At 59.7% G+C, this 22887-nt stretch carries 24 protein-coding genes; 2 read left to right on the top strand and 22 right to left on the bottom strand.

Annotation, left to right across the window (positions count from 1 at the left end):
- Positions 1 to 3: 3 nt before the first annotated feature.
- The 8 genes from pabC to ACWGZX_RS22045 all read right to left on the bottom strand — a co-directional run bounded on the left by pabC (position 4) and on the right by ACWGZX_RS22045 (position 6166).
- A complete protein-coding gene (gene pabC / locus ACWGZX_RS22080; RefSeq protein WP_452625424.1) occupies positions 4 to 819 on the bottom strand; it encodes an aminodeoxychorismate lyase in 816 nt (271 codons plus the stop codon).
- Complete coding sequence (gene fabF, locus ACWGZX_RS22075) at positions 819 to 2063, bottom strand: beta-ketoacyl-ACP synthase II (RefSeq protein WP_007945728.1); 1245 nt, start codon at positions 2061 to 2063, stop codon at positions 819 to 821. Before fabF ends, pabC begins: the two co-directional genes overlap by 1 nt.
- Before the next feature lie 111 nt (positions 2064 to 2174).
- Complete coding sequence (gene acpP, locus ACWGZX_RS22070) at positions 2175 to 2411, bottom strand: acyl carrier protein (RefSeq protein ID WP_003442511.1); 237 nt, start codon at positions 2409 to 2411, stop codon at positions 2175 to 2177.
- Between the two features lie 192 nt (positions 2412 to 2603).
- Positions 2604 to 3347, bottom strand: a complete 744-nt coding sequence (fabG, locus tag ACWGZX_RS22065; protein WP_223518981.1) for a 3-oxoacyl-ACP reductase FabG — start codon at positions 3345 to 3347, stop codon at positions 2604 to 2606.
- Positions 3348 to 3363: 16 nt separating this feature from the next.
- Positions 3364 to 4302, bottom strand: a complete 939-nt coding sequence (fabD, locus tag ACWGZX_RS22060; RefSeq protein ID WP_452625423.1) for an ACP S-malonyltransferase — start codon at positions 4300 to 4302, stop codon at positions 3364 to 3366.
- A gap of 125 nt (positions 4303 to 4427) precedes the next feature.
- On the bottom strand, positions 4428 to 5438 hold the full coding sequence (gene plsX, locus ACWGZX_RS22055) for a phosphate acyltransferase PlsX (RefSeq protein WP_452625422.1): 1011 nt from the start codon (positions 5436 to 5438) through the stop codon (positions 4428 to 4430).
- Positions 5439 to 5442: 4 nt separating this feature from the next.
- Complete coding sequence (gene rpmF, locus ACWGZX_RS22050) at positions 5443 to 5625, bottom strand: 50S ribosomal protein L32 (protein ID WP_003179396.1); 183 nt, start codon at positions 5623 to 5625, stop codon at positions 5443 to 5445.
- 13 nt (positions 5626 to 5638) lie between these two features.
- A complete protein-coding gene (locus ACWGZX_RS22045; RefSeq protein ID WP_004371317.1) occupies positions 5639 to 6166 on the bottom strand; it encodes a YceD family protein in 528 nt (175 codons plus the stop codon).
- A 106-nt stretch (positions 6167 to 6272) separates the two neighbouring features.
- Here ACWGZX_RS22045 and ACWGZX_RS22040 point away from each other — a divergent pair, with 106 nt between their 5' ends.
- Entirely contained in the window at positions 6273 to 6851 is a 579-nt protein-coding gene (locus tag ACWGZX_RS22040) for a Maf family protein (protein WP_452625421.1), read from the top strand.
- Between the two features lie 208 nt (positions 6852 to 7059).
- Here ACWGZX_RS22040 and ACWGZX_RS22035 read toward each other — a convergent pair whose 3' ends face one another.
- From ACWGZX_RS22035 to rluC, 3 genes are read right to left on the bottom strand one after another with little or no spacing between them, the layout of a single operon-like run.
- Positions 7060 to 8049, bottom strand: a complete 990-nt coding sequence (locus ACWGZX_RS22035) for a S49 family peptidase (RefSeq protein WP_452625420.1) — start codon at positions 8047 to 8049, stop codon at positions 7060 to 7062.
- A 24-nt stretch (positions 8050 to 8073) separates the two neighbouring features.
- Positions 8074 to 8736 carry an HAD-IA family hydrolase gene (locus ACWGZX_RS22030; RefSeq protein ID WP_452625419.1) on the bottom strand — a complete coding sequence of 221 codons (663 nt, stop codon included), beginning with the start codon at positions 8734 to 8736 and terminating at the stop codon, positions 8074 to 8076.
- On the bottom strand, positions 8723 to 9685 hold the full coding sequence (gene rluC / locus ACWGZX_RS22025; protein WP_452625418.1) for a 23S rRNA pseudouridine(955/2504/2580) synthase RluC: 963 nt from the start codon (positions 9683 to 9685) through the stop codon (positions 8723 to 8725). Before rluC ends, ACWGZX_RS22030 begins: the two co-directional genes overlap by 14 nt.
- A gap of 700 nt (positions 9686 to 10385) precedes the next feature.
- Between rluC and rne the strand changes: the two genes are divergently transcribed.
- Positions 10386 to 13544, top strand: a complete 3159-nt coding sequence (rne, locus tag ACWGZX_RS22020; protein ID WP_452625417.1) for a ribonuclease E — start codon at positions 10386 to 10388, stop codon at positions 13542 to 13544.
- A 176-nt stretch (positions 13545 to 13720) separates the two neighbouring features.
- Here rne and ACWGZX_RS22015 read toward each other — a convergent pair whose 3' ends face one another.
- From ACWGZX_RS22015 to ACWGZX_RS21965, 11 genes are all read right to left on the bottom strand, one after another.
- Positions 13721 to 14317 carry a nucleotidyltransferase family protein gene (locus ACWGZX_RS22015; protein ID WP_452625416.1) on the bottom strand — a complete coding sequence of 199 codons (597 nt, stop codon included), beginning with the start codon at positions 14315 to 14317 and terminating at the stop codon, positions 13721 to 13723.
- Positions 14314 to 15297, bottom strand: coding sequence for an XdhC family protein (locus tag ACWGZX_RS22010; protein ID WP_452625415.1), 984 nt, complete (start codon positions 15295 to 15297; stop codon positions 14314 to 14316). Before ACWGZX_RS22010 ends, ACWGZX_RS22015 begins: the two co-directional genes overlap by 4 nt.
- Complete coding sequence (locus tag ACWGZX_RS22005; protein ID WP_452625414.1) at positions 15297 to 17627, bottom strand: molybdopterin cofactor-binding domain-containing protein; 2331 nt, start codon at positions 17625 to 17627, stop codon at positions 15297 to 15299. Before ACWGZX_RS22005 ends, ACWGZX_RS22010 begins: the two co-directional genes overlap by 1 nt.
- The gene (locus ACWGZX_RS22000; protein ID WP_452625413.1) at positions 17624 to 18094 is read right to left on the bottom strand and encodes a (2Fe-2S)-binding protein; all 471 of its coding nucleotides are present in this window, start codon (positions 18092 to 18094) and stop codon (positions 17624 to 17626) included. The genes ACWGZX_RS22005 and ACWGZX_RS22000 overlap by 4 nt, the downstream gene beginning before the upstream one ends.
- Positions 18095 to 18335: 241 nt before the next feature.
- Positions 18336 to 19355, bottom strand: a complete 1020-nt coding sequence (murB, locus tag ACWGZX_RS21995) for a UDP-N-acetylmuramate dehydrogenase (protein ID WP_452625412.1) — start codon at positions 19353 to 19355, stop codon at positions 18336 to 18338.
- Positions 19352 to 19816, bottom strand: a complete 465-nt coding sequence (locus ACWGZX_RS21990) for a low molecular weight protein-tyrosine-phosphatase (RefSeq protein ID WP_223516899.1) — start codon at positions 19814 to 19816, stop codon at positions 19352 to 19354. The genes murB and ACWGZX_RS21990 overlap by 4 nt, the downstream gene beginning before the upstream one ends.
- The gene (gene kdsB / locus ACWGZX_RS21985) at positions 19816 to 20580 is read right to left on the bottom strand and encodes a 3-deoxy-manno-octulosonate cytidylyltransferase (protein ID WP_452625411.1); all 765 of its coding nucleotides are present in this window, start codon (positions 20578 to 20580) and stop codon (positions 19816 to 19818) included. Before kdsB ends, ACWGZX_RS21990 begins: the two co-directional genes overlap by 1 nt.
- Positions 20577 to 20762 (bottom strand): Trm112 family protein, encoded by a 186-nt coding sequence (locus tag ACWGZX_RS21980; RefSeq protein WP_007945752.1) that lies wholly within the window; start codon positions 20760 to 20762, stop codon positions 20577 to 20579. The genes kdsB and ACWGZX_RS21980 overlap by 4 nt, the downstream gene beginning before the upstream one ends.
- Positions 20763 to 20787: 25 nt before the next feature.
- Positions 20788 to 21798 carry a tetraacyldisaccharide 4'-kinase gene (lpxK, locus tag ACWGZX_RS21975; protein ID WP_452625410.1) on the bottom strand — a complete coding sequence of 337 codons (1011 nt, stop codon included), beginning with the start codon at positions 21796 to 21798 and terminating at the stop codon, positions 20788 to 20790.
- Positions 21798 to 22229 carry an ExbD/TolR family protein gene (locus ACWGZX_RS21970; RefSeq protein WP_452625409.1) on the bottom strand — a complete coding sequence of 144 codons (432 nt, stop codon included), beginning with the start codon at positions 22227 to 22229 and terminating at the stop codon, positions 21798 to 21800. The genes lpxK and ACWGZX_RS21970 overlap by 1 nt, the downstream gene beginning before the upstream one ends.
- A complete protein-coding gene (locus ACWGZX_RS21965) occupies positions 22226 to 22864 on the bottom strand; it encodes a MotA/TolQ/ExbB proton channel family protein (RefSeq protein ID WP_223516891.1) in 639 nt (212 codons plus the stop codon). The genes ACWGZX_RS21970 and ACWGZX_RS21965 overlap by 4 nt, the downstream gene beginning before the upstream one ends.
- Positions 22865 to 22887 lie beyond the last annotated feature (23 nt).

The raw sequence follows: 22887 nt of genomic DNA, 5'->3' as shown, positions 1-22887 counted from the left end.
GTATCAAGCATCCAGTAGCGCACAGGCAATGGTTTGGAGTTTACGGGTGAGCGGCCCAACCGGCCAGCTCAACGCAGCATAGGCACGCACCGGCCAAACGCCATACACGCTGTTGCAGACAAAGACTTCGTCGGCCCATTGCAGCTGATCTAGGCTGATGTCGGTGATTTGTGTGGGAATCCCCAGTGACTCGGCTTGAAACAATAATTCGGCACGCATCACGCCGGCCACGCCACAGCGTTTTAAATCGGCGGTGATCAGCACGCCATGGCGCACCAGGAACAGATTACTGAACACACCTTCGATGACGCGGCCGGCCTGATCGAGCATCAAGCCTTCGGCATGTTCGGTGTCTTGCCATTCGCCACGGGCAATCACTTGCTCAAGACGGTTCAGATGTTTTAGCCCGGCGAGCAAGGGTTGTTTGGAAAGTCGCGTGACACAGGGGAACAGACGGACGCCCTGCTCTGCATGAACAAACGGATAAGCAGCAGGAGGATTGCCTTGCAGAATGCGTCGGGCTTGCGCCGAAGGATCAGCGGCATAACCGCGCAAGCTGTCGCCGCGCGTGAGAATGAGCTTGAGCACCCCCTCATCGAGCGCTGCGGCGTAGGCCAGCAATTCGTTGCGAACCAGCTCGTGATCAACAGCGATCGCCAGGCGCGAACAGCCTTGCGCCAGACGCGACAGGTGCCGGTCCAGCAACAGCGGCTGCCCGCCACGCACAGCAATGGTCTCGAACAGACCATCGCCGTAAGCCAGGCCGCGATCTTTCAGCGACAGAGCGTCAGCCGGCTGACCGTCGACCCAGCTGTCCATCAGTCAGCGAACCGGCGGAACACCAGCGAGCCGTTGGTCCCGCCAAAACCGAAGGAGTTGGACAGCACCACATCGATGTCCATGTTGCGCGCAGTGTGCGGCACAAAGTCGAGATCACAGCCTTCGTCCGGCTCATCGAGGTTGATGGTCGGCGGCGCTACCTGGCTGTTGATCGCCAGCACGCTGAAGATTGCCTCGACTGCGCCCGCTGCGCCCAGCAAGTGACCGGTCATGGACTTGGTCGAACTGACGGCCAGTTTGTAGGCGTGATCGCCAAACACCGACTTGATCGCACAGGCTTCGGCAAGGTCGCCGGCCGAGGTCGAAGTACCGTGGGCGTTGACGTATTGAACCTGATCAACGTTGACCTTGGCATCGCGCAGGGCGTTGGTGATGCAACGTGCAGCACCTGCACCGTCCGCCGGTGGCGAGGTCATGTGGTAAGCATCGCCACTGGTACCGAAGCCGATCAGCTCGGCGTAGATGGTCGCGCCGCGCGCCTTGGCGTGCTCCAGTTCTTCTAGCACTAGAGCACCGGCACCGTCGGACAAAACAAAGCCATCACGGCCCTTATCCCAAGGGCGGCTGGCACGGGTCGGCTCATCGTTGCGGGTCGACAGTGCGCGGGAAGCACCAAAGCCCCCCATGCCCAGCCCGCACGCTGCCATTTCGGCACCGCCGGCAATCATCACGTCGGCTTCGTCGTACATGATGTTACGGGCTGCCATGCCAATGCAGTGAGTACCGGTGGTACACGCGGTGGCGATGGCGTAGTTAGGTCCCTGTGCACCCAAGTGGATGGACAGGAAACCGGAAATCATATTGATGATCGAGCCAGGCACGAAAAACGGAGAGATCCGCCGTGGGCCAGTATCATGCAGGGTGCGGCTGGTTTCTTCGATATTGGTCAGACCGCCAATACCCGAACCCATCGCCACGCCGATACGCTCGCGGTTGGCGTCAGTGACTTCCAGACCGGAATTGCGTACAGCCTGAAAACCTGCGGCCAGACCGTATTGAATAAACAGGTCGAGCTTGCGAGCTTCCTTGACCGACAGGTATTCCTCGACATTGAAGCCCTTTACCGAGCCGCCAAAACGGGTGGAATAGGCAGAAAGGTCGGTGTGTTCGATCAGACCAATGCCACTGCGGCCAGCCAGAATGCCCTGCCAACTGCTCGGCACATCCGTGCCCAGTGGCGACAACATACCCATACCGGTGACTACGACGCGTCTACGCGACACAGCACTCTCCTTTTTTTTCAAATGACGACTTTGCATCATGCCTAAAGAAAAAACCGCACGCCGTGATGGCAGTGCGGTTTTTCCATGACAGCAAGCAACGATTACAAGCTATTAAGCCTGATGGTTAGTAACGTAATCGATTGCGGCTTGTACAGTAGTGATCTTCTCAGCTTCTTCGTCAGGGATTTCGGTCTCGAATTCCTCTTCCAGAGCCATCACCAGCTCAACGGTGTCAAGGGAGTCGGCACCCAGGTCTTCAACGAAGGAAGCAGTGTTGACCACTTCTTCTTCTTTAACGCCCAGTTGCTCAGCAACGATTTTCTTGACGCGCTCTTCGATGGTGCTCATACCTTGTTTTCACTCCTAATGGACAAATTCAGGCAGCTGGCCAGTGGGTAAGTGTATAGAAAGACTTTTCAGCTTTTCAACTGAAAGCTTCACTCCTCAAACCCGACAGCCCTCTGCCTATAAAATAGATTGCAGCTTTATAACGGATTTTAGACAGCTCGTATGACATTTTTTTGAAGCGATCCGTCACATTTAACTCATGTACATCCCGCCGTTCACCGGGATTGTAGCCCCAGTAACGTAAGCCGCACCGTCGGACGCAAGAAAAGCGACCACAGACGCGATCTCTTGAGCTTGCCCCAGACGGCCCAGCGGAATCTGCGTCTGCAAGGCTTCACGCTGTGCCTCAGGCAGCTCACGAGTCATATCGGTGTCGATGAACCCTGGGGCCACCGAGTTTACCGTAATCGAACGCGAACCGACCTCACGTGCCAGTGCGCGGCTGAAACCTTCCAGACCGGCCTTGGCGGCTGCGTAGTTTACTTGGCCTGCGTTGCCCATGGCACCCACAACCGAGCCAATACTGATAATTCGTCCCCAACGGGCTTTGGTCATACCACGCAAAACGCCCTTGGACAGGCGGAACAGACTGTTCAGGTTGGTATCGACAACGTCATGCCACTCGTCGTCTTTCATACGCATCATCAGGTTATCGCGGGTGATACCGGCATTGTTGACCAGGATCGCCGGAGCACCGAACTGTGCAGTGATGCTCGCCAGTACTGCAGCAACGGATTCGTCGCTGGTGACATTGAGCTCAAGACCGGTGCCTTGAATACCGTTTTCCTTCAGGGTTGCGGCGATGCGCTCGGCACCGGAAGCGGAGGTCGCGGTGCCAATCACGGTGGCGCCCTGACGACCCAGTTCCAGGGCGATGGCCTGGCCGATCCCGCGGCTCGCGCCGGTGACCAGTGCAACTTTACCTTGCAGACTCATGCAAGTTTCTCCTGATTCAGGCCTGCGCTGCACGGGCGGCAGCGAAAGCGTCTGGGGTATTGAGGTTGGATGTCGACACGCCTTCGGCGCAGCGCTTGTTCAGACCGGCCAGCACTTTGCCAGGACCGCATTCGACCAGTTGGGTCGCGCCCTTGGCGGCCAGCGCCTGGACTGATTCAACCCAGCGCACTGGCTTGTAGAGCTGCTCAAGCAGATCGCGCTTGAGGGTATCCAGATCGGCCGGCACATTGGCGCTGACGTTCTGTACGACAGGAATCTGCGGCGTTTGCCAGTCGATTGCAGCGATGGACTCGGCAAAACGCTCGGCCGCCGGGCGCATCAGCTCACAGTGCGACGGCACGCTGACCGGCAACGGCATGGCGCGCTTGGCACCACGAGCCTTGCAGCCTTCGATAGCGCGCTCCACTGCCGCCTTGGCACCAGCGATCACTACCTGGCCCGGGGAGTTGAAGTTCACCGCACTGACCACTTCGCCTTGCGCCGCTTCGGCACAGGCTGCCAGCACGTCAGCATCGTCCAGACCGAGAATGGCGGCCATGCCACCCTGCCCGGCCGGAACGGCTTCCTGCATCAACTGCCCCCGGCGTTCAACCAGTTTGACCGCATCGCCGAGGCTCAGGCTGCCCGCAGCAACCAGAGCGCTGTACTCGCCCAGGCTGTGACCGGCAACGTAAGCCGGACGCGCGCCGCCTTCAGCCAGCCACAGACGCCACAAGGCGATCGAGGCGGTCAGAATGGCCGGCTGGGTTTTATCGGTTTGATTGAGTTGCTCTTCCGGCCCTTGCTGGGTGAGTGCCCACAGGTCGTAACCCAGAGCATCGGAAGCTTCTTTGAATGTTTCGAGGACAACCGGATGTTGCGCGCCCAACTCGGCCAGCATGCCGAGGGACTGCGAACCCTGCCCTGGAAAGACGAATGCGAGGGAAGCAGACATTTAACAAGCCCCTAATGATCTTGTCGTCGGAGAGTTGACGTCCCAAGTGGGGGACGCAAGAAACTGACAGTTGGATGGCCAATTGACCCAAGCGGTCACATTTAAGCATTGTCCGACGAAAACGCCTAAAGCAACAAATCCTCCAGACGACCGTGAATCCGCTCCGGCAGATTTTCCTGAATCTCGATCAACGCACGGGAAATGGCGCTTTGAAACCCCTGAACCCCGGCCGAACCGTGACTTTTCACCACAATCCCTTGCAAACCAAGGAAGCTGGCGCCGTTATGCCGCGCAGGTGCGAGCTCAGCCTGAAGACGCTTCATCAGCGGCAACGCCAAGGCCCCCACCATTTTCGACGCGAGGTTTTTCTTGAACAAGGCTTCGATGCGCCCGGCAATCATGGTTGCCAGCCCCTCGCTGGACTTGAGCAGGATATTGCCGACAAAGCCATCACACACCACCACATCCGCCTCGCCACGGTACAAACCGTCACCTTCGACAAAACCGATGTAATTGATGCCACGAGCAGCCTGCAACAAGGTGGCCGCCAGCTTGACCTGCTGATTGCCCTTGATGTCTTCGGTACCGATGTTCAGCAGCGCGACACGCGGGCGAGCAATGCCAAGCGCTTCCGCCGCCACCGAACCCATGACCGCGAACTGCAACAAGTGCTCGGCACTGCAATCGACGTTGGCCCCCAGATCGAGTAACTGGCAGTAGCCCTTTTGCGTCGGAATCGCCGCCACCATTGCCGGACGATCAATGCCCGGCAAGGTCTTGAGCACAAACCGCGACAACGCCATCAGGGCGCCGGTATTGCCAGCACTGACACAGGCTTGAACCTTGCCGTCTCGCAATAACTCGAGCGCCACGCGCATCGACGAGTCGGGCTTGCCGCGCAGGGCCTGCGCAGGCTTTTCGTCCATGGTGATGACTTCAGACGCGGGCGCAATCGACAGGCGCGAGCGATCCACAGCCGATTGGCCAGAGAGCAATTCTTCAAGAAGGGAGGGTTGACCGACGAGGGTCAGGTGCAGCGAGGGTGTAGCAGACAGGCAAGCGAGGCTGGCCTGAACAATGCTGCGGGGACCGAAGTCCCCGCCCATTGCGTCAATCGCGATGACTTGAGCGGACAAGTGATTACTCGTCAGCGCCCTTGTCGATCACTTTACGGCCACGGTATACGCCTTCTGGCGATACGTGGTGACGCAGGTGAACTTCACCGGTGGTTTTTTCTACAGACAGGGTGCTAGCCTCGAGAGCGTCGTGCGAACGGCGCATGTCACGGGCGGAGCGGGATTTTTTGTTCTGCTGAACAGCCATAATTGATTAACTCCTAAACGTTTGGGTCACGCTTTAACTGCGCCAATACACTGAACGGGTTGGACCGCGTTACCTCGTCCTCGCTCGGTTCGGGCTCATCGAGACCCGCCGGCTGCTGGCATTCTTCCGGATGATGAGCAGGCACAATGGGCAAGGCGAGCAGAAGCTCCTCCTCGATCAGTGACTGCAGATCCAAAGGATCTTCGCCCAGTTCCAGCACGTCATAACCTTTCGGCAACGACTGGGTATTCGCACCCTCCTTCACCACAGCATAACTGCATTCGCTATGGATCGGCAGGGTGACCAGCTCAAGACAACGCTGGCAAACCATTTTGACCTCGGTGTCGATAAAGCTGTGGATGACCACAGATTTACGTTCATCTCGTTCAAAAACGAATTTAGCCTGCACCGTACCGACAGTGTCGGAAAGCGGGTCGCAGAGTCTCTCCAAATCGGCCAGCAGCAGTTCACCTTGAAGGGTGGTGCCACGATCAGCCAATTTGCGCGGGTCAACGTGAGGTGGAATCGGGTCATTCAACATAGGCGCAGCATTATAGGGATGCCCCCAGCCATGTCAAAGGAAATTCAGCCCTGTCCGTCACTTGCAAGCCTCCGCTAGAATTCACGCCTGACTTTTGGAGTTGCGCATGCTGCCTTTATTACTCGCTTCAAGCTCGGTGTATCGCAGGGAATTGCTGGCCCGCTTGCAGCTGCCATTCACCTGCAGCTCGCCGGATATCGACGAAAGCCATCGACCGGGTGAGCCAGCCATTGAACTGGTCAAACGCCTTGCCAAAGAAAAAGCCCAGGCACTTGCGGACAGCCATACCGCCCATCTGATCATCGGCTCCGACCAGGTCGCGGTACTCGGCAACAGGATTATCGGCAAACCCCATACCTTCGAAAAGGCCCGCGAGCAACTGCTGGCCGCCAGCGGTGCCAGCGTGACCTTCCTCACCGGCCTGGCACTGCTTAACAGCCAGACCGGCGAATATCAGGTTGATTGCGTGCCGTTCACCGTCCACATGCGCGCACTCGATCAGGCACGCATCGAACGCTACCTGCGCGCCGAACAGCCCTACGACTGCGCTGGCAGCTTCAAGGCCGAAGGTTTGGGGGTGAGCCTGTTTCAAAGCACCGAAGGCCCTGACGCCACCAGCCTGATCGGCCTACCACTAATTCGCCTGATCGACATGCTGTTGGCCGAAGGCGTGCAAATCCCCTGAACACCACAATCGTGTAGCAGCTGGCGAAGCCTGCGTTCGAGTGCGCAGCGCTCGCCAAACCATACGCCGCGACCTGTCAGGCAAACCGCGAAATCCGGATTTGCGAGCGCTACGCACTCGAACGCAGGCTTCGCCAGCTGCTACAGAGACCGCACAGGTATTAAAAAACCGGCCACTTGGGCCAGTTTTTTTTAATACCAAAGGAAGATCAGCGCATAGAGGGACCGTGAAAGCCCATCCACATCGCCAATTGCTCAGCAACACTGGCTCCGAGCTTTTTCGAAAAGCGATCGAACGTCGATTCCTGAACGGTGAAGTCCACCAGCTCTTTCTCGCCAATCACGTCACGCGCAACCGAACTGGCATTACCCAGACCATCAATCAGACCAAGCGGTAGCGCCTGCTCACCATTCCAGACCAGACCAGAGAACAGCTCAGGATGTTCTTTGTCCTTGAGGCGGTCGCCGCGACCCTTCTTGACGCTGTTGATGAACTGTTGATGCGTTGTGTCCAGCACGCCTTGCCAGAATTGAGTTTCCTCTGGCTTCTGCGGCTGGAACGGGTCGAGGAACGACTTGTGCTCACCCGACGTGTAAGTACGACGCTCGACACCCAGCTTCTCCATGGTGCCGACAAAGCCGTAACCAGCCGCCGTCACACCAATGGAGCCCACCAGGCTCGCCTTGTCGGCGTAGATCTGATCCGCCGCACTGGCAATGTAGTAAGCACCGGAAGCGCCCAGATCCGAGATCACTGCATACACTTTGGTGTCCGGATTCAGGCCGCGCAGACGGACGATTTCGTCATACACATAACCCGACTGCACCGGACTGCCGCCAGGGCTGTTGATGCGCAAAATGATGCCTTTGACCTTCTCGTCCTCGAAGGCCGCACGCAGACTGCCGACGATGTTGTCAGCACTGGCCGGCTCCTTGTCGGCGATCATGCCCGTCACGTCGATCAGTGCCGTGTAATTGGAGCTGCTGGTCGCACTCTTTTCCATGTCCATCAGCGGCGTGAACAGGATCAGCGCGACAAACAGGTACACAAAGGTCAGCAGCTTGAAGAAAATCCCCCAGCGACGCGACCGGCGCTGCTCTTGCACACCAGCCAGCAGGGTCTTTTCCAGCAGCCTCCAGCTTTTTTCGTCACCGCTCTCTGCGCTCGCCTTGGCGGGCGCTTTCCATTCGTCGGTCATGACATCTACCCCAGCAAAAACCTATTAAGCCCGCTGACCCAGCCAGGCATGCAATTCTGAAAAACGATCAATGGCCAATGCTGGCTCGAACAATTTCAGCGCCTCGATCGATTGAGCGCCGTAACTGACCGCCACTGAATCCATACCGGCGTTGCGCGCCATCTGCAAGTCGAAGGACGAATCGCCAACCATCAGCGCTTGCTCGGGGCGAACCTCGCAATGAGCGAGAATCTGCTCAAGCATCAGCGGATGCGGCTTGCTCGCGGTTTCGTCGGCGGCGCGAGTGATATCGAAATAATCTCCCCAACCGTGCGACTTCAGCACCCGATCCAGCCCGCGACGGGCCTTGCCGGTCGCCACAGCCAAATGATACCCCTCGGCACGGAACGCCTCCATCGACTCGACTACGCCTTCGAACAGCGGCGAAGGCACGGCTTCCGAGGCGACATAGTGATCCGCATAGTGCTGACGAAACGCTATCAGTTCGGTATCGCCTATCTCGGGATACAACGTGCGAATCGCCTCAGGCAAACCCAGACCTATAATGCCTTTGACCGCAAAATCATCACGCAATGGAAATCCGGAGCGCTCGGACGCGACATGCATCGCCTCGACAATCCGACCAATGGAGTCGGCCAACGTGCCGTCCCAATCGAAAACCAGCAGCTTGTAATCAGAGTGGCGCACTCAATCGCTCCACGGTCTTGGCCCACATCTCATCCACCGGCGCCTGCAATTTCAGTTCGCTGCCATCAGGCAACGGCACGGTCAGCATGTAGGCGTGCAAGAACAGGCGTTTGCCACCCAGATCGCGGATTTCCTTGCTGAAATTTTCGTCGCCATACTTGGTATCGCCAGCGATGCAATGACCGGCATGCAGGGTATGGACGCGGATCTGGTGAGTCCGGCCAGTGATCGGCTTAGCCTCGATCATGGTGGCAAAGTCGCCGAAACGACGCAGCACTTTGAACACGGTCACCGACTCCTTGCCCTCCTCCTCGTCGACCTCGACCATGCGCTCGCCGGAGCGCAGATTGCTCTTGCCCAGCGACGCACGGACTTGTTTGATCGAGGCGGCCCAGTTACCGCGGACCAGCGCCATATATCGCTTATCGACGCCATCGCCGCGCAATGCCGTGTGCAGGTGACGCAACATGCTGCGTTTCTTGGCGATCATCAGCAGGCCGGAGGTATCACGGTCGAGACGGTGAACCAGTTCGAGTTCCTTGCAATCGGGACGTAACTGACGAAAGGCTTCGATCACCCCGTAAGTCAGGCCGCTGCCGCCATGAACCGCGATGCCGCAAGGCTTGTTGATCACGATCAGCGCCTTGTCTTCAAAAACAATCGAGGCTTCGAGGCGTTGCAGAAGGCCCTGGGCCAGCGGCACCGGCTCGTCGCGCTCAGGCACGCGAACCGGCGGCACGCGCACGATATCGCCCGCCTGCAGCTTGTATTCGGGCTTGATCCGACCTTTGTTCACTCGCACTTCGCCTTTGCGCAAAATGCGGTAAATCAAGGTCTTGGGCACGCCTTTGAGCCGAGCGAGAAGGAAATTATCAATACGTTGGCCGGCATATTCCGGCGAGACCTCCAGCAGTTGTACGGCTGGGGTCGAAGGGGCTGTAGTCGTCATGGCGCGGATGATAACAATTTTTTATGGAATTGAAGCACTTAATCATTGCTGCTATAGTCGCGAACGCCGCCAAAAGCGGCCTGGACAGCGGACCAACGGTCAAAAACCGGCCCTGACCAACGCAATTCACCAGGACGCGAGGCCGTCCTACGGGGCTTTCGCTACGTAAAGGTGGAGTTTGCAGCTGTAACAAGCGCAGGTGACATGAGGCCTGAATCATGCCGCAAAGCAGAGTTTTCACTCGCCTTGCGAGCAAATATTCACGGCCAGTTCACAAAGTGCAGTCAGCCACGAACGACCCTGGGCGAACGCTTCGGAAACAACGCCTAAATTAGCCATGATGCGTGACCTCCCCCTTCGGAGCTCACGGTAAATGCCAACCCGCTGCGGATTCTGCGCGCGGCAGCACCCGAATTATCAGGGATACGTGTAGGGTGGAGATGCACAACCGCTGGACTGTGTAGCAATAGGCTTTATCAAGACGCTTCATCTCGTCCACAGCCGCTGGTTGATTCCTCCTCCTGACTGAGTGCTTAAGTAGCCACAGCAAGCAGGACGCGTACGTCGCGACACCGGCCCAATTGGTCGGGGTTCGCTAGACACTGGAGTGGCCAACCACTCCTGACGCACCTGACACCGACCGTGAGAAGTCGTGTGTGCCGAACGCCGTTTCCGGCAGCCCGGAAACCGACGGTACTACATGAAAAGAATGCTGATTAACGCAACTCAACCCGAAGAGTTGCGTGTTGCACTGGTAGATGGCCAACGCCTCTACGACCTGGACATCGAATCCGGTGCACGCGAGCAGAAGAAGGCCAACATCTATAAAGGCCGGATTACTCGCATCGAACCAAGCCTTGAGGCTGCCTTTGTCGATTTCGGCTCCGAGCGCCACGGCTTCCTGCCCCTCAAAGAAATCTCCCGCGAATACTTCAAGAAAGCCCCCGAAGGCCGCGTCAATATCAAGGACGTCCTGAGCGAAGGCCAGGAAGTCATCGTTCAGGTCGAAAAAGAAGAACGTGGCAACAAGGGCGCCGCCCTGACCACCTTCATCAGCCTGGCCGGTCGTTATCTCGTTCTGATGCCGAACAACCCGCGTGCCGGCGGTATTTCCCGTCGCATCGAAGGTGAAGAGCGCAACGAACTGCGTGAAGCCCTGAACGGCCTGGTTGCCCCGGCCGACATGGGTCTGATCGTGCGCACTGCCGGCCTGGGCCGCAGCAGCGAAGAAATGCAGTGGGACCTCGATTACCTGCTGCAACTCTGGACCGCCATCAAAGAAGCTTCGCTGGATCGTTCCGCGCCGTTCCTGATCTACCAGGAAAGCAACGTGATCATCCGCGCCATCCGCGATTACCTGCGCCAGGACATCGGCGAAGTGCTGATCGACAGCGTTGAAGCCCAGGACGAAGCCCTGACCTTCATCCGCCAGGTGATGCCGCAGTACGCCAGCAAGATCAAGCTGTACGAAGACAGCGTTCCGCTGTTCAACCGTTTCCAGATCGAAAGCCAGATCGAGACCGCCTTCCAGCGCGTCGTTGAACTGCCTTCCGGCGGTTCCATCGTTATCGATCCGACCGAAGCCCTGGTGTCCATCGACATCAACTCGGCGCGCGCCACCAAAGGCAGCGACATCGAAGAAACCGCACTGCAGACCAACCTTGAAGCCGCCGAAGAAATCGCCCGTCAGTTGCGCTTGCGCGACATCGGCGGCCTGATCGTCATCGACTTCATCGACATGACCCCTGCCAAGAACCAGCGCGCCGTGGAAGAGAAAGTCCGCGAATGCCTGGAAGCCGACCGCGCTCGCGTGCAAGTCGGTCGCATCTCGCGCTTCGGCCTGCTGGAAATGTCCCGTCAGCGCCTGCGTCCATCCCTGGGCGAAAGCAGCGGCATCGTTTGCCCGCGTTGCAACGGCACCGGCATCATCCGTGATGTTGAATCGCTGTCGCTGGCCATCCTGCGCCTGATCGAAGAAGAAGCCCTGAAAGACCGCACCGCCGAAGTTCGCGCACAAGTGCCTATTCCGGTTGCCGCGTTCCTGCTCAACGAAAAACGTAACTCGATCACCAAGATCGAACTGCGCACCCGCGCCCGCATCGTCATTCTGCCGAACGATCACCTCGAAACGCCGCACTTCGAAGTTCAGCGTCTGCGCGATGACAGCCCGGAAGCCAGCATCAATCAGTCCAGCTACGAAATCGCTGCTGCCGCTGCCGAAGTTGAAGAAGTCCAGCCAGCCGCTGCGACCCGCACCCTGGTTCGCCAGGAAGCGGCGGTCAAGACCGCTCCGGCCCGTGCCAACGCTCCGGTTCCGACCGAAGTCGTCGCTGCCGCCCCCGTGGCTGCACCGGTTGCTGCGCCAGAACCAAGCCTGTTCAAAGGCCTGGTAAAGACGCTGGTCAGCCTGTTCGCCACCAAGGAAGAGCCTGCTGCTCCGGTTGTGGTTGAAAAACCAGCGACCACCGAGCGTCCGGCCCGTAACGAAGAGCGCCGCAACGGTCGTCAGCAAAGCCGCAACCGTACTGGTCGCCGCGATGAAGAGCGCAAGCCTCGTGAGGAACGTGCACCGCGTGAAGAACGCGCACCGCGCGAAGCCCGCGAAGAAACCCCGACCGTAGCCCGCGAAGAACGCGCTCCACGTGCCCCTCGTGAAGAACGTGCACCGCGCGCTCCACGCGAAGACCGCAAGCCACGTGGCGATCGCGAAGAGCGTCCGGTTCGTGAACTGCGCGAGCCTCTGGATGCTGCTCCGGCCGCTGCTGCCGCTACTGCTACCACTGAAGAGCGTCCAGCTCGCCAGCCACGTGAAGAACGCGCTCCACGCCCACCGCGTGAAGAACGTCAGCCACGTGCAGAACAAGCCGCTACCGCCGTCGCTGAAGAAGAGCTGACCTCAAACGAAGAGCAACTGCAGGAGGAAGGTCAGGAAGGCGCCGAAGGCGATCGTCCACGCCGCCGCTCCCGTGGTCAGCGTCGTCGCAGCAACCGTCGTGAGCGTCAGCGTGATGCCAACGGTAACGTGATCGAAGGTTCGGAAGAATCCGAGTCCGCCGAGGGTAGCGAAGCTGGCGAAAGCAACGAAGCGCCAAGCACTTCTGATCTGGCCGCCGGCCTGGCTGTGACCGCAGCCGTTGCCAGCACCGTGATCAGCGCGCCAGCTGAAGCACAAGCTCACGAGCAAGCCGAACGTGCGACTGCTGCTGTTCAGGAAACTGCTCCGGTTGAAGCGCCAGTGGTTGAAGCAACGACTCCGGTCGAAGCGACTGCCGCTCCGGAAATCGAAGTGGCGCCGGTTCGTGAAGCACAGCCTGTTGTTGAAGCTGCCGCCGAGCCTGCTTTCGCTGAACCCGTCGCCGAGCCAGTGGTTGCTGCCGAAACTGTCACCGAAACCGTGACCGAAGCTGTCCGCGAAGTTCGTGAAGAACAAACCGCGTTCAACTGGGTTGCCGAGCCAGCCGTCGAAGCGCCAGCGCCAGTCGTTGAAGCCCCGGTGGCTGAAGCGATGGTTTCCGAACCAGTGGTTGTGGCAGCCGAACCTGCTCCAGTCGTTGAAGCGCCGGCTCCAGTGGTTGCCGAAGTGGCGGAACCGGCCGTTGAAGCTGCCCCGGTTAGCGCCCTGACGCCTAGCGGCCGCGCGCCGAACGATCCACGTGAAGTGCGTCGTCGCAAGCGTGAAGCCGAGCGTCTGCAGAAGGAAGCCGAACTGGCTGCCGCTGCTGCTCCGGTTGAAGCTGAAGTGGTCGAAGCGGCGCCTGCCGAATCGGTCATCGAAGAAGCACCGCGCTCCGTTCAAGAAGCCGTAGAGCAACACGAACAAGCCCAGGAAAAAGAGCACGAGCCTAAACCCCTCGTCTAATTCCCCAGGCCATTAAAAAGCCCCGTCTGGTAATCCCAGGCGGGGCTTTTTTATATCTCCGAATTTCACTGCGATCCCCTGTGGGAGCGAGCCTGCTCGCGATAGCAATTTATCACTCAACATTGATGCTGACTGATCCACCGCTATCGCGAGCAGGCTCGCTCCCACAGGGAGATCTATGCTGGCTTGAAGGTCAGCGCCTCAGGCACATCCACATCCCACAACACCCCGGGATCATCCACCGCCACTTCAACCACCCTTCCCCGCGCAAACAATGGCTTGGCGCCGTGATCGCCGGACAATCCCGTCAACCCCGACCCAAAGCTGCGACCGAACCCGACCGGATGCCCGTAATCGCCCGCATGCACCGGCACACTGACGGAGTCTTCAGCAATCCCCGCCACCACCCGCTCAATACTCGATGGCAGGATAAACGGCATATCCCCCAGCACAATCAACCAGCCATCGAGCTGCGGACATGCCGCCACGCCAGCTGCAATGCTGTCACCCATGCCCGTCGTTTCGATCAATACAACCTCGAAATCGTAGGCCTGAGCCATGCGAATTACCTGCGGACGATCCTCTGTGGTCACCAGCACGCGTTTATTCAGCGAAGTCGGCACGTTCACCAACACCTGCTCGATCACCGAACGCACAGTGCCGTCGCGCCCCGTGCAATCCGCCAACAGCTTGTCCCTGTCAGCCCCCGCCACCTGACGAAATCTTCTGCCCTGCCCCGCCGCCAGCACAATGACGCCGATAGATTCATTCATATAGCCTCCTGCAACGGCTTCTTTTGCTTCAGTTCGACGCCGTTCTTGATCGCGACAATTTCGGCCAGCAGTGACAAGGCGATTTCCGCCGGACTATGGCTGCCAATGTGCAACCCGATCGGGCCATGCAGACGTTCAATCGCCTGTGGCGACAAGCCTAGCTCGGCAAGGTTTGCACGGCGCTTCAGGCTGTTGACCCGCGAGCCCAGCGCGCCAACATAAAAAGCCTTGGAGTCCAGGGCCGTGAGCAGCGCCATGTCATCCAGACGAGGATCGTGAGTCAGGGCGACGATGGCCGTGCGCTCGTCGGCCTGAATGGTCAGCACAGCCTCATCAGGCATGCCCGAGACAAAGCGACCGTGCTGCTCTTCCCAACCGTAAACGAACTCGGGGCGTGGATCGCAGATCGATACTTCGAAGTCCAGCAGCCGGGCCATCTCCGCGACGTAACGGGACAATTGCCCCGCGCCGATCAGTAACAGGCGCCAACGCGGACCATAAATCGCGCGCAGCGTGTTGCCGTCGAAACTCAGCACATCGGCCTTGTCCGCTGACTGCAACACCACTTCACCCGTCGCAATATCAAGCGCACGAGCGACAATTTCATGCGCCTCACAGCGCGTCAGCAACTCGGCGACCCAACGCGGATCGCCAATCTGCTCCTCGGTCAGGCGCAACGTACCGCCACAGGGCAAACCAAACCGCGCGGCCTCCTCGCGGGTGACGCCATAGGTGATCAACTGCACGGGCGGCCCGTCAGCCGTAATACGCCCGTCGTGCAGCCGGGCAATCAGATCATCCTCGACACAACCGCCCGACACCGAGCCGATCACCACGCCATCTTCACGCAAGGCCAGCATGGCGCCAGGCGCCCGAGGCGCGGTGCCCCAGGTCTGGACCACGCTGTACAACACCACCCGCTGACCGGCGCGGCGCCATTCGAGCACGCTGCGTAGGACATTCAGATCGACGCTGTCCATCAGGCTTGTGCCTTCTGCCAACCTTGCAGTTGATAGCGAACCGGCAGGCTGCGAATACGTTTACCGGTGGCGGCGAAGATCGCGTTGCACAGCGCCGGCGCAATCGGCGGCACGCCAGGCTCGCCGACGCCACCCAATGGCACGACGCCTGGCGGGGTGACCAGATGAACAGCGACTTCCTTGGGCGCCAGCGACATGCGCGCCACTTCGTACATGTGGAAGTTGTCTTGCTGGACCTTGCCATCCTTGAAGCTGATTTCCCCCAACACTGCATTGCCCAGCCCCATAACGCAGGCGCCCTCGAACTGCGAGCGGATGCGCTCGGGGTTGATCTGCGGCCCGCAATCCACGGCGATGTCAGCCTTGTGCACGATCAGTGTGCCGTCGTCTTTGACTTCGACCTCGATCACCGCTGCCACATAGGTGACGAAGCTGTACTGCACCGCCAGCCCCAAGCCTCGGCCCTTCGGCAACTCGCGCCCCCAACCGGCGGCTTTGGCGGCGGTTTCCAGTACTGTGCGCAGCCGTGCAGTATCGATCGGATAACGCTCGGGGGATTCGCCGTAGTTCCACTCGTCACTCAACGTGCGCGGATCGATCTGACGGTCCGGGCCGAGCAATCTGATCTGGTACTTGAGCGGATCCTGCCCGGCCTTATGCGCCAGTTCATCGACAAAACTTTGAATCGCAAAGCCGTGCGGGATGTTCGACACCGAGCGATACCAGCCGACGCGGGTATGAGCCGTCGCCTCCGGATTTTCCAGGCGCACGTTGGGAATCGCGTAGGCCATGTTGGTGAACCCCATGCCCAGCTCAAACGCCGCTTCATGGTTCATGCCTGGTGCAAACAGCGCAGTGATGCTCGGCGCCACGGTGCGGTGCAGCCAGGCGGAGGGCAGGCCGTCCTTGTTCAGGCCAGCTTTCAGATACTCCGCCGACACGGTGTGGAAATAGGAACAGTGGATGTCGTCTTCACGGGTCCATTGCACCCGCACCGCCTTGCCAGGGAACTCTTTGGCGAGGATCGCCGCTTCAATGATGAAGTCAGGCTTGGATTTTCGACCGAAGCCGCCACCGAGCAAGGTGACATTGAACGTGACGTTATCGAACGGGATGCCGAGGCGCTCGCCAATCCGTGTGCGAGTGACTTGCGGCGCCTGACTCGGCCCCCAGGCTTCGCAGACACCGTCCTTGAAGCGGGCAATGGCGACCATCGGTTCCATTGGCGCCTGCGCCAGGTGCGGCAGGTAGTAGGACGCTTCGAGGATAATGTCGGCGCTGTCCATGGCCTCCTCGATGTTGCCGGTATTGCGCACCACTTTGCCGGGTTTGAGGGACGCGGCTTCCAGTTCCTTGCGATAGGCAATCGAGTCATAACTGGCGTTCGGGCCGTCATCCCACTCGATCTTCAGCGCCTCGCGGCCCTTGATTGCCGCCCAGGTGTTCTTGGCCACCACGGCCACGCCACCCAAAGGTTGAAATTCGGACGGCACCGGACTGGCGCCGATCTGCAACACCTTAATCACACCGGGGACTTTCATCGCGGCGCTGGCATCGAAGGTTTTGACCTTGCCGCCGTATACCGCCGGACGCGCAATGGTGGCGTAGAGCATGCCGTCGAAATGCACGTCGGCGCCGTAAATGGCGCGGCCGTTGACGATGTCGGCCCCATCAATGGCCTTGGAGCCTTCCTTGCCGATGTAGAGAAACTGCGACGGATCCTTGAGCCGAACGCTGTCGCGAGCGGGCACCGCCAGCGCACCGGCTGCCACGGCCAGCTCGCCATAACCCAACTCACGACCGGTCGGTGTATGGATGACTTTGTGCAGTTGCGCATGGCACTCGCCAACCGGCACTTTCCATTGCTCGGCGGCGGCCTGTTCCAGCATGGTTCGAACGGCGGCACCGCAACGGCGCATCGGCTCGTACCAGTGACGCATGCTGCGCGAGCCGTCAGTGTCCTGGTTGCCGAAACGCACTTCGTCGCCCGGCGCCTGTTGTACTTTCACCCTCGCCCAATCGGCGTCCAGCTCATCGGCCACCACCATCGTCAGGCTGGTACGCACGCCCTGGCCCATCTCCGAGCGGTTGCAAACCACGGTCACCGCGCCATCGGTGGCGATGCTGACGTACACCTTAGGATCATCAATCGCGCCGTGGGGCATGCCGTCGGCGCCGAACTGCTTCGATGTCTCTTCGGCGAAAGCATCCTGCCAGCCCCAACTGGCCGCCAGCACCAATGCACTGGTAGCACCGACACCTTTGAGGAAACCGCGTCGGCTCAGGTTGCTGAGATTGCTCAGGGCAAAATCATTCGGTAACTGGCTCATGCCTTGACCTCCTTCAAGTGAGAGGAAGCCTGACGGATGGCGATTTTGATGCGGTTGTAAGTCCCGCAACGACAAATGTTGCCGACCATCGCTTCTTCGATTTGCGCGTCGGTGGGGTTCGGATTGGTTTTGAGCAGCGCTGTCGCTGACATGATCTGCCCGCCCTGGCAGAAACCGCATTGCGCGACGGCGGTATCGAGCCAGGCTTGCTGGACCACCTGCCCGATCGGGTCGGCGTGCAAGTTCTCAATGGTGGTGACGTTCTGCCCGACCACCGAGCCAATCGGCGTGATGCAACTGCGCGCCGGCGATCCGTCGATGTGAATCGTGCAAGCGCCGCACAGGCCCATGCCGCAGCCGAATTTGGTACCGTTGTAACCGGCCACATCGCGAATGGCCCAGAGCAGCGGCATGTCCTCGTTGACGTCGAGTGGATGGTCTTGACCGTTGAGCTTCAGGGTAATCATGGGCACGCCCGCATAGTTCTTGAGTTATGGGGTCGAGCAATCTGCCGTGGGATCTTGATTGGTTACACGCAGATCGACTCAGGCTAATGAGGCTCTCTTATGCAACGGGAATGTCTGCACCGGGCCTTTAGTGGAGCAAATGCTTGCATCGTTAGGTGGCTAAGTTAACCCAGCATTAACAAAAAAGCCCTGCACAGTTGAAGGTGTACAGGGCTTTGAGTTCAGATTTGAAAGCTTAGCTTCAATACTGATTGGGCTCCATTTCCAGGTCGACATGGAAACGTTCCAAAATGTCTTTCTGGATACGTTGCGCCAGATTGAGCAATTGCAGGCCGGTCGCGCTGCCGTAGTTGACCAGCACCAGCGCCTGTAACTTATGCACGCCGGCGTCGGCGTCACGGAAACCTTTCCACCCTGCCCGTTCGATCAACCAGCCTGCCGCCAGCTTCATTCGCCCGTCGGGTTGCGCATACGCCACCAGATCAGGGTATTCACCCTTCAACTGCGCGACCAGCGCCGCGGGCACCAACGGGTTCTTGAAGAAGCTACCGGCGTTGCCCAGCACGGCAGGGTCCGGGAGCTTTTCATTACGGATGCTGCAAATCGCCTGGCTGACATCCGTGGCCGTCGGTTGCTCGATGCCTTGCTCGGTCAGGCGCTGACGCACCGGGCCGTATTCCAGATGCAGGTGCGCAGCACGATCGAGGGTGAAACGAACGCGCAGGATCAACCAGCGCCCCGGCTCTTGCTTGAACAGGCTGTCGCGGTAAGCGAAGTTGCATTCTTGCAGGGTGAAATCGCGCAGTTCACCGGTCCGGCGATCCAGCGCGGTCAGGCCGGCGAACACGTCCTTGATCTCGACCCCGTACGCGCCGATGTTCTGCATCGGCGCCGCACCGACGGTGCCAGGGATCAGGCTGAGGTTTTCCAGGCCCGAAAGGCCCTGCGCCAAGGTGTGCTGGACGAACGGATGCCAAGGCTCGCCGGCCTCGGCTTCAATCACGACTTTGCTGCCGTCATCACTGAGGATGCGAATCCCGCGTGTGGCCATGCGCAGCACCAGCGATTGAATATCGGCGGTCAGCAGCAAGTTGCTGCCGCCACCAATCACCAGCAGTGACACATCATGTGCCGATGCGTAAGCCAAGGCTTCACGCACGTCGGCATCGCTGTGGGCCTCGGCGAACAGGCGAGCCTGAACGTCGACACCAAAGCTGTTGAACGGTTTGAGTGAAACCTGCGATTGAACCTGCAAACTCATAACCGTCCCTTCAATTCGATCACCAGCAAATCACTGGCGCGCTCGATCAGGTCCAGCACCTGTTCGAAGCCCTGGTCGCCGTCGTAGTACGGGTCCGGCACTTCATCGAGTTCCGACTGGTAGCGACGCAGGAACAAGTCCAGCTCGGCTTTACCCTTGGCCGGTTGCAAGGCCTTGAGGTGGCGCAGGTTGCTGTTGTCCATTGCCAGGATCAGGTCGTAGGTGGCGAAATCGGCACGGGTGACTTGCTGGGCGCGCTGGGCGGACAGGTCGTAACCGCGCAATTTGGCCGCGGCCTGGCTGCGTTTGTCCGGTGCCTTGCCAACGTGCCAGTCACCGGTGCCGGCGGAGGCAACTTCAATCTGATCGGCCAGCCCCGCTTCGCGCAGTTTGCGCCGCAGCACGCCTTCGGCCGTTGGAGAACGGCAGATGTTGCCCAGGCACACGAACAAAACGCGCATCAGGCCTCCAGCAGGCGACGAACGCGCTCAAGGTCTTCAATGGTATCCACACCAGCAGGCGGCGCGATGAGCGCGTCGGCGACGTGAATCCGCACGCCATGCCACAGGGCACGCAGTTGTTCCAGGGATTCGGTGTCTTCCAGCCAGCATGGGCCCCAGCTGACGAAGTCATGCAGGAAACCGGCGCGGTAAGCATAAATGCCGATATGGCGACGATACGGCACGCCTTCGGGCAATTGCTCACGGCTTTTGGCGAACGCATCCCGGGCCCACGGCAACGGCGCGCGACTGAACGTCAATGCCATGCCATTGAGGTCGCTGACGACCTTGACCACGTTAGGGTTGAACAGGGTTTCCACGTCTTCGATCGGCTCGGCCAGGGTGGCCATGCGCGCTTCGGTGTGGGCTGCGAGGTTGGCCGCGACCTGATCAATCACACTCGGCGGGATCAGCGGTTCGTCACCCTGGACGTTGACCACAATGGCGTCGGGCGCCAAGCCGAGTTTCGCTGCCACTTCGGCAAGGCGGTCGGTGCCGGAATTGTGGTCTTCGCGAGTCATCACGACTTCAGCGCCGAACCCGTTGCATGCTTCGGCAATGCGCGCATCGTCAGTGGCAACGACCACGCGCTGTGCGCTGCTTTTGCTGGCCTGTTCCCAGACATGCTGGATCATCGGCTTGCCGGCGATCAACAGCAGCGGTTTGCCCGGCAAACGGGTGGAGGCGTAACGCGATGGAATTACAACGGTAAAGGCTGTGCTCATTTATCCAGACGCTCGTCGGTGGTCAAGGTGCGCGCTTCGGTTTCGAGCATCACCGGGATGCCGTCGCGGATCGGGTACGCGAGGCCAGCGCCCTTGCTGATCAGCTCGGTCTTGTCGGCGCTGAGCTTGAGTGGGCCTTTGCAGACCGGGCAAGCGAGGATGTCGAGCAATTTGGTGTCCATGAGCATTCCCTGGGTAAAAACGGAGTTAAGGCAAAAGACGATCCGGCAACAGGCGCATCAGCTGCGTATCGAACCAGGCCACGAAGGCCGGCGATGGCACAGCATCGACCGCCAGGTACCACCAATCGGCGGCAGCGAAGGCACGGCACTTCACCGCGTCTTTTTCAGTCATCACCAACGGCAATGACGGTGTGAAATTCAAGGCTTGCACGCTGTATTCCGCGTGGTCGGCAAACGCATGCGAGACCGGCTGCCAGTGTAGCGTTTCGAGGGTTGTGAAGAAACGCTGCGGATTACCGATCCCGGCCACGGCGTGCAACGCCTGGCCTGCGGGGAAGTGGTCGAGGGGACGCCGTTCACCGCTTTGCACATTGATCAAGGCGGTGGGTTGCAGCTGGAACGCAAATCCGCCATCGCGATCATCCGCAGCGCCGTTGTAGAGCACCGCGTCGACGCTTTGCAGGCGCTCGACCGGCTCGCGCAACGGTCCGGCAGGCAGGCAACGCTGGTTGCCCAGGCCTCGTGCGGCATCGATCAGTACCAGTTCCAGATCGCGCGCCATGCGGTAATGCTGCATGCCGTCGTCAGAAAGAATCAGGTCCAGCGGCTCGCTCGCCAGCAGTGCCTTGACCGCGCTGCTGCGTTCCGGGTCGATCATTAACGGCACGCCGGTACGCTGGACGATCAACAACGGTTCGTCGCCCGCCATATCCGCGCTTTGATCCGCTTCAACGCGCCACGGCAGTTGCGGCGGTTTGGCGCCGTAACCGCGACTCACCACGCCCACCCGCAAACCGCTGCGCTGGCAATGCTGGATCATCCACAGAATCAGCGGCGTCTTGCCGGTGCCACCTACCGTGATATTGCCGACCACGATCAGCGGCACGGGCGGCTGATAGATATCGCCCTCACCCGCCAGAAACCGCTTGCGCTTGTTCATGACCACCCGCCGATACAACCACTCCAGTGGCTGCAACAGTTTCAGGGCCGGATGACCTTCGTACCACGCGGCGAGCAGGCGATCAGACATGGCCATCAGGGCGCGGGCGCCGCTGCCTCGACGGTGGTCATGCGCAGGTGGCTGAAACCGAGTTTCCCGGCGGCGTCCATGGCGGTGATGACGGACTGATGTTGAGTCTTGCCGTCAGCGCTGATGGACAGCGGCAGGTTGGTGTCGCCGTTGGATTCTTTTTGCAGCGCTTCCATCACGGTTGTCAGGTCGCTCTTGGGCAATACCTGATTGTTCACCGAGAACACGCCTTCGGCGTTGATACCGATGTCCAGTTGCTTGACCTGTTGATCTTCAGCCGGCGAGCCGCTGACCGCTTCCGGCAGTTCGACGCGCAACTGGGTTTCACGGGTAAAGGTGGTCGTGACAACGAAAAACAGCAGCAGGACAAACACCACGTCGATCAGCGACACAAGATTGATGTCCACGTTCTCCCGTTGCTTGCGGCGGAATTTCACGCTTTTTTGCCCTCGGACAGGTCCACGTCACGGTCACCCTGCACTACCTCGACCAGTTTGATCGCTTCCTGCTCCATCCCAACCACCAGCTCATCGATGCGCCGTTGCAGGAACCGGTGGAAGAAGACCGCCGGGATACCGACGATCAGGCCCGAAGCCGTGGTGATCAGGGCTTTGGAAATACCGCCGGCCAACACGGCGGCGTTGGTGGTCATGCCCGTGCCCATGAACGAACTGAAGATATCGATCATGCCCAGCACCGTGCCGAGCAACCCGAGCAACGGGGCCATGGCGGCAATGGTGCCCAGCGCGTTGATGTAACGTTCAAGCTCGTGAATCACCCGCGCGGCGGCTTCTTCAATGCACTCTTTCATGATCTCGCGACCATGCTTGGAGTTGGCAAGGCCTGCGGCCAGGATCTCGCCCAACGGTGAGTTGGCGCGCAGTTCCTTGAGTTTTTCTTTATTGAGTTGCTTGTCCTTGATCCATACCCAGACCTGCCCGAGCAGATGCTCCGGGGTCACACGGCTGGCTCGCAGGGTCCAGAGACGCTCGGCGACAATCGCCATGGCCGCGATGGAACTCAGAATGATCGGCAGCATCATCCAACCGCCGGATTTGACCAATTCCCACACAGTGACAGTCCCCTCGAAAAAGT

This window comes from Pseudomonas sp. CLCA07 (assembly GCF_053615335.1).
Note: the sequence above shows the minus strand (reverse complement) of the source record. Positions and strands in the feature narration are given on the sequence as shown.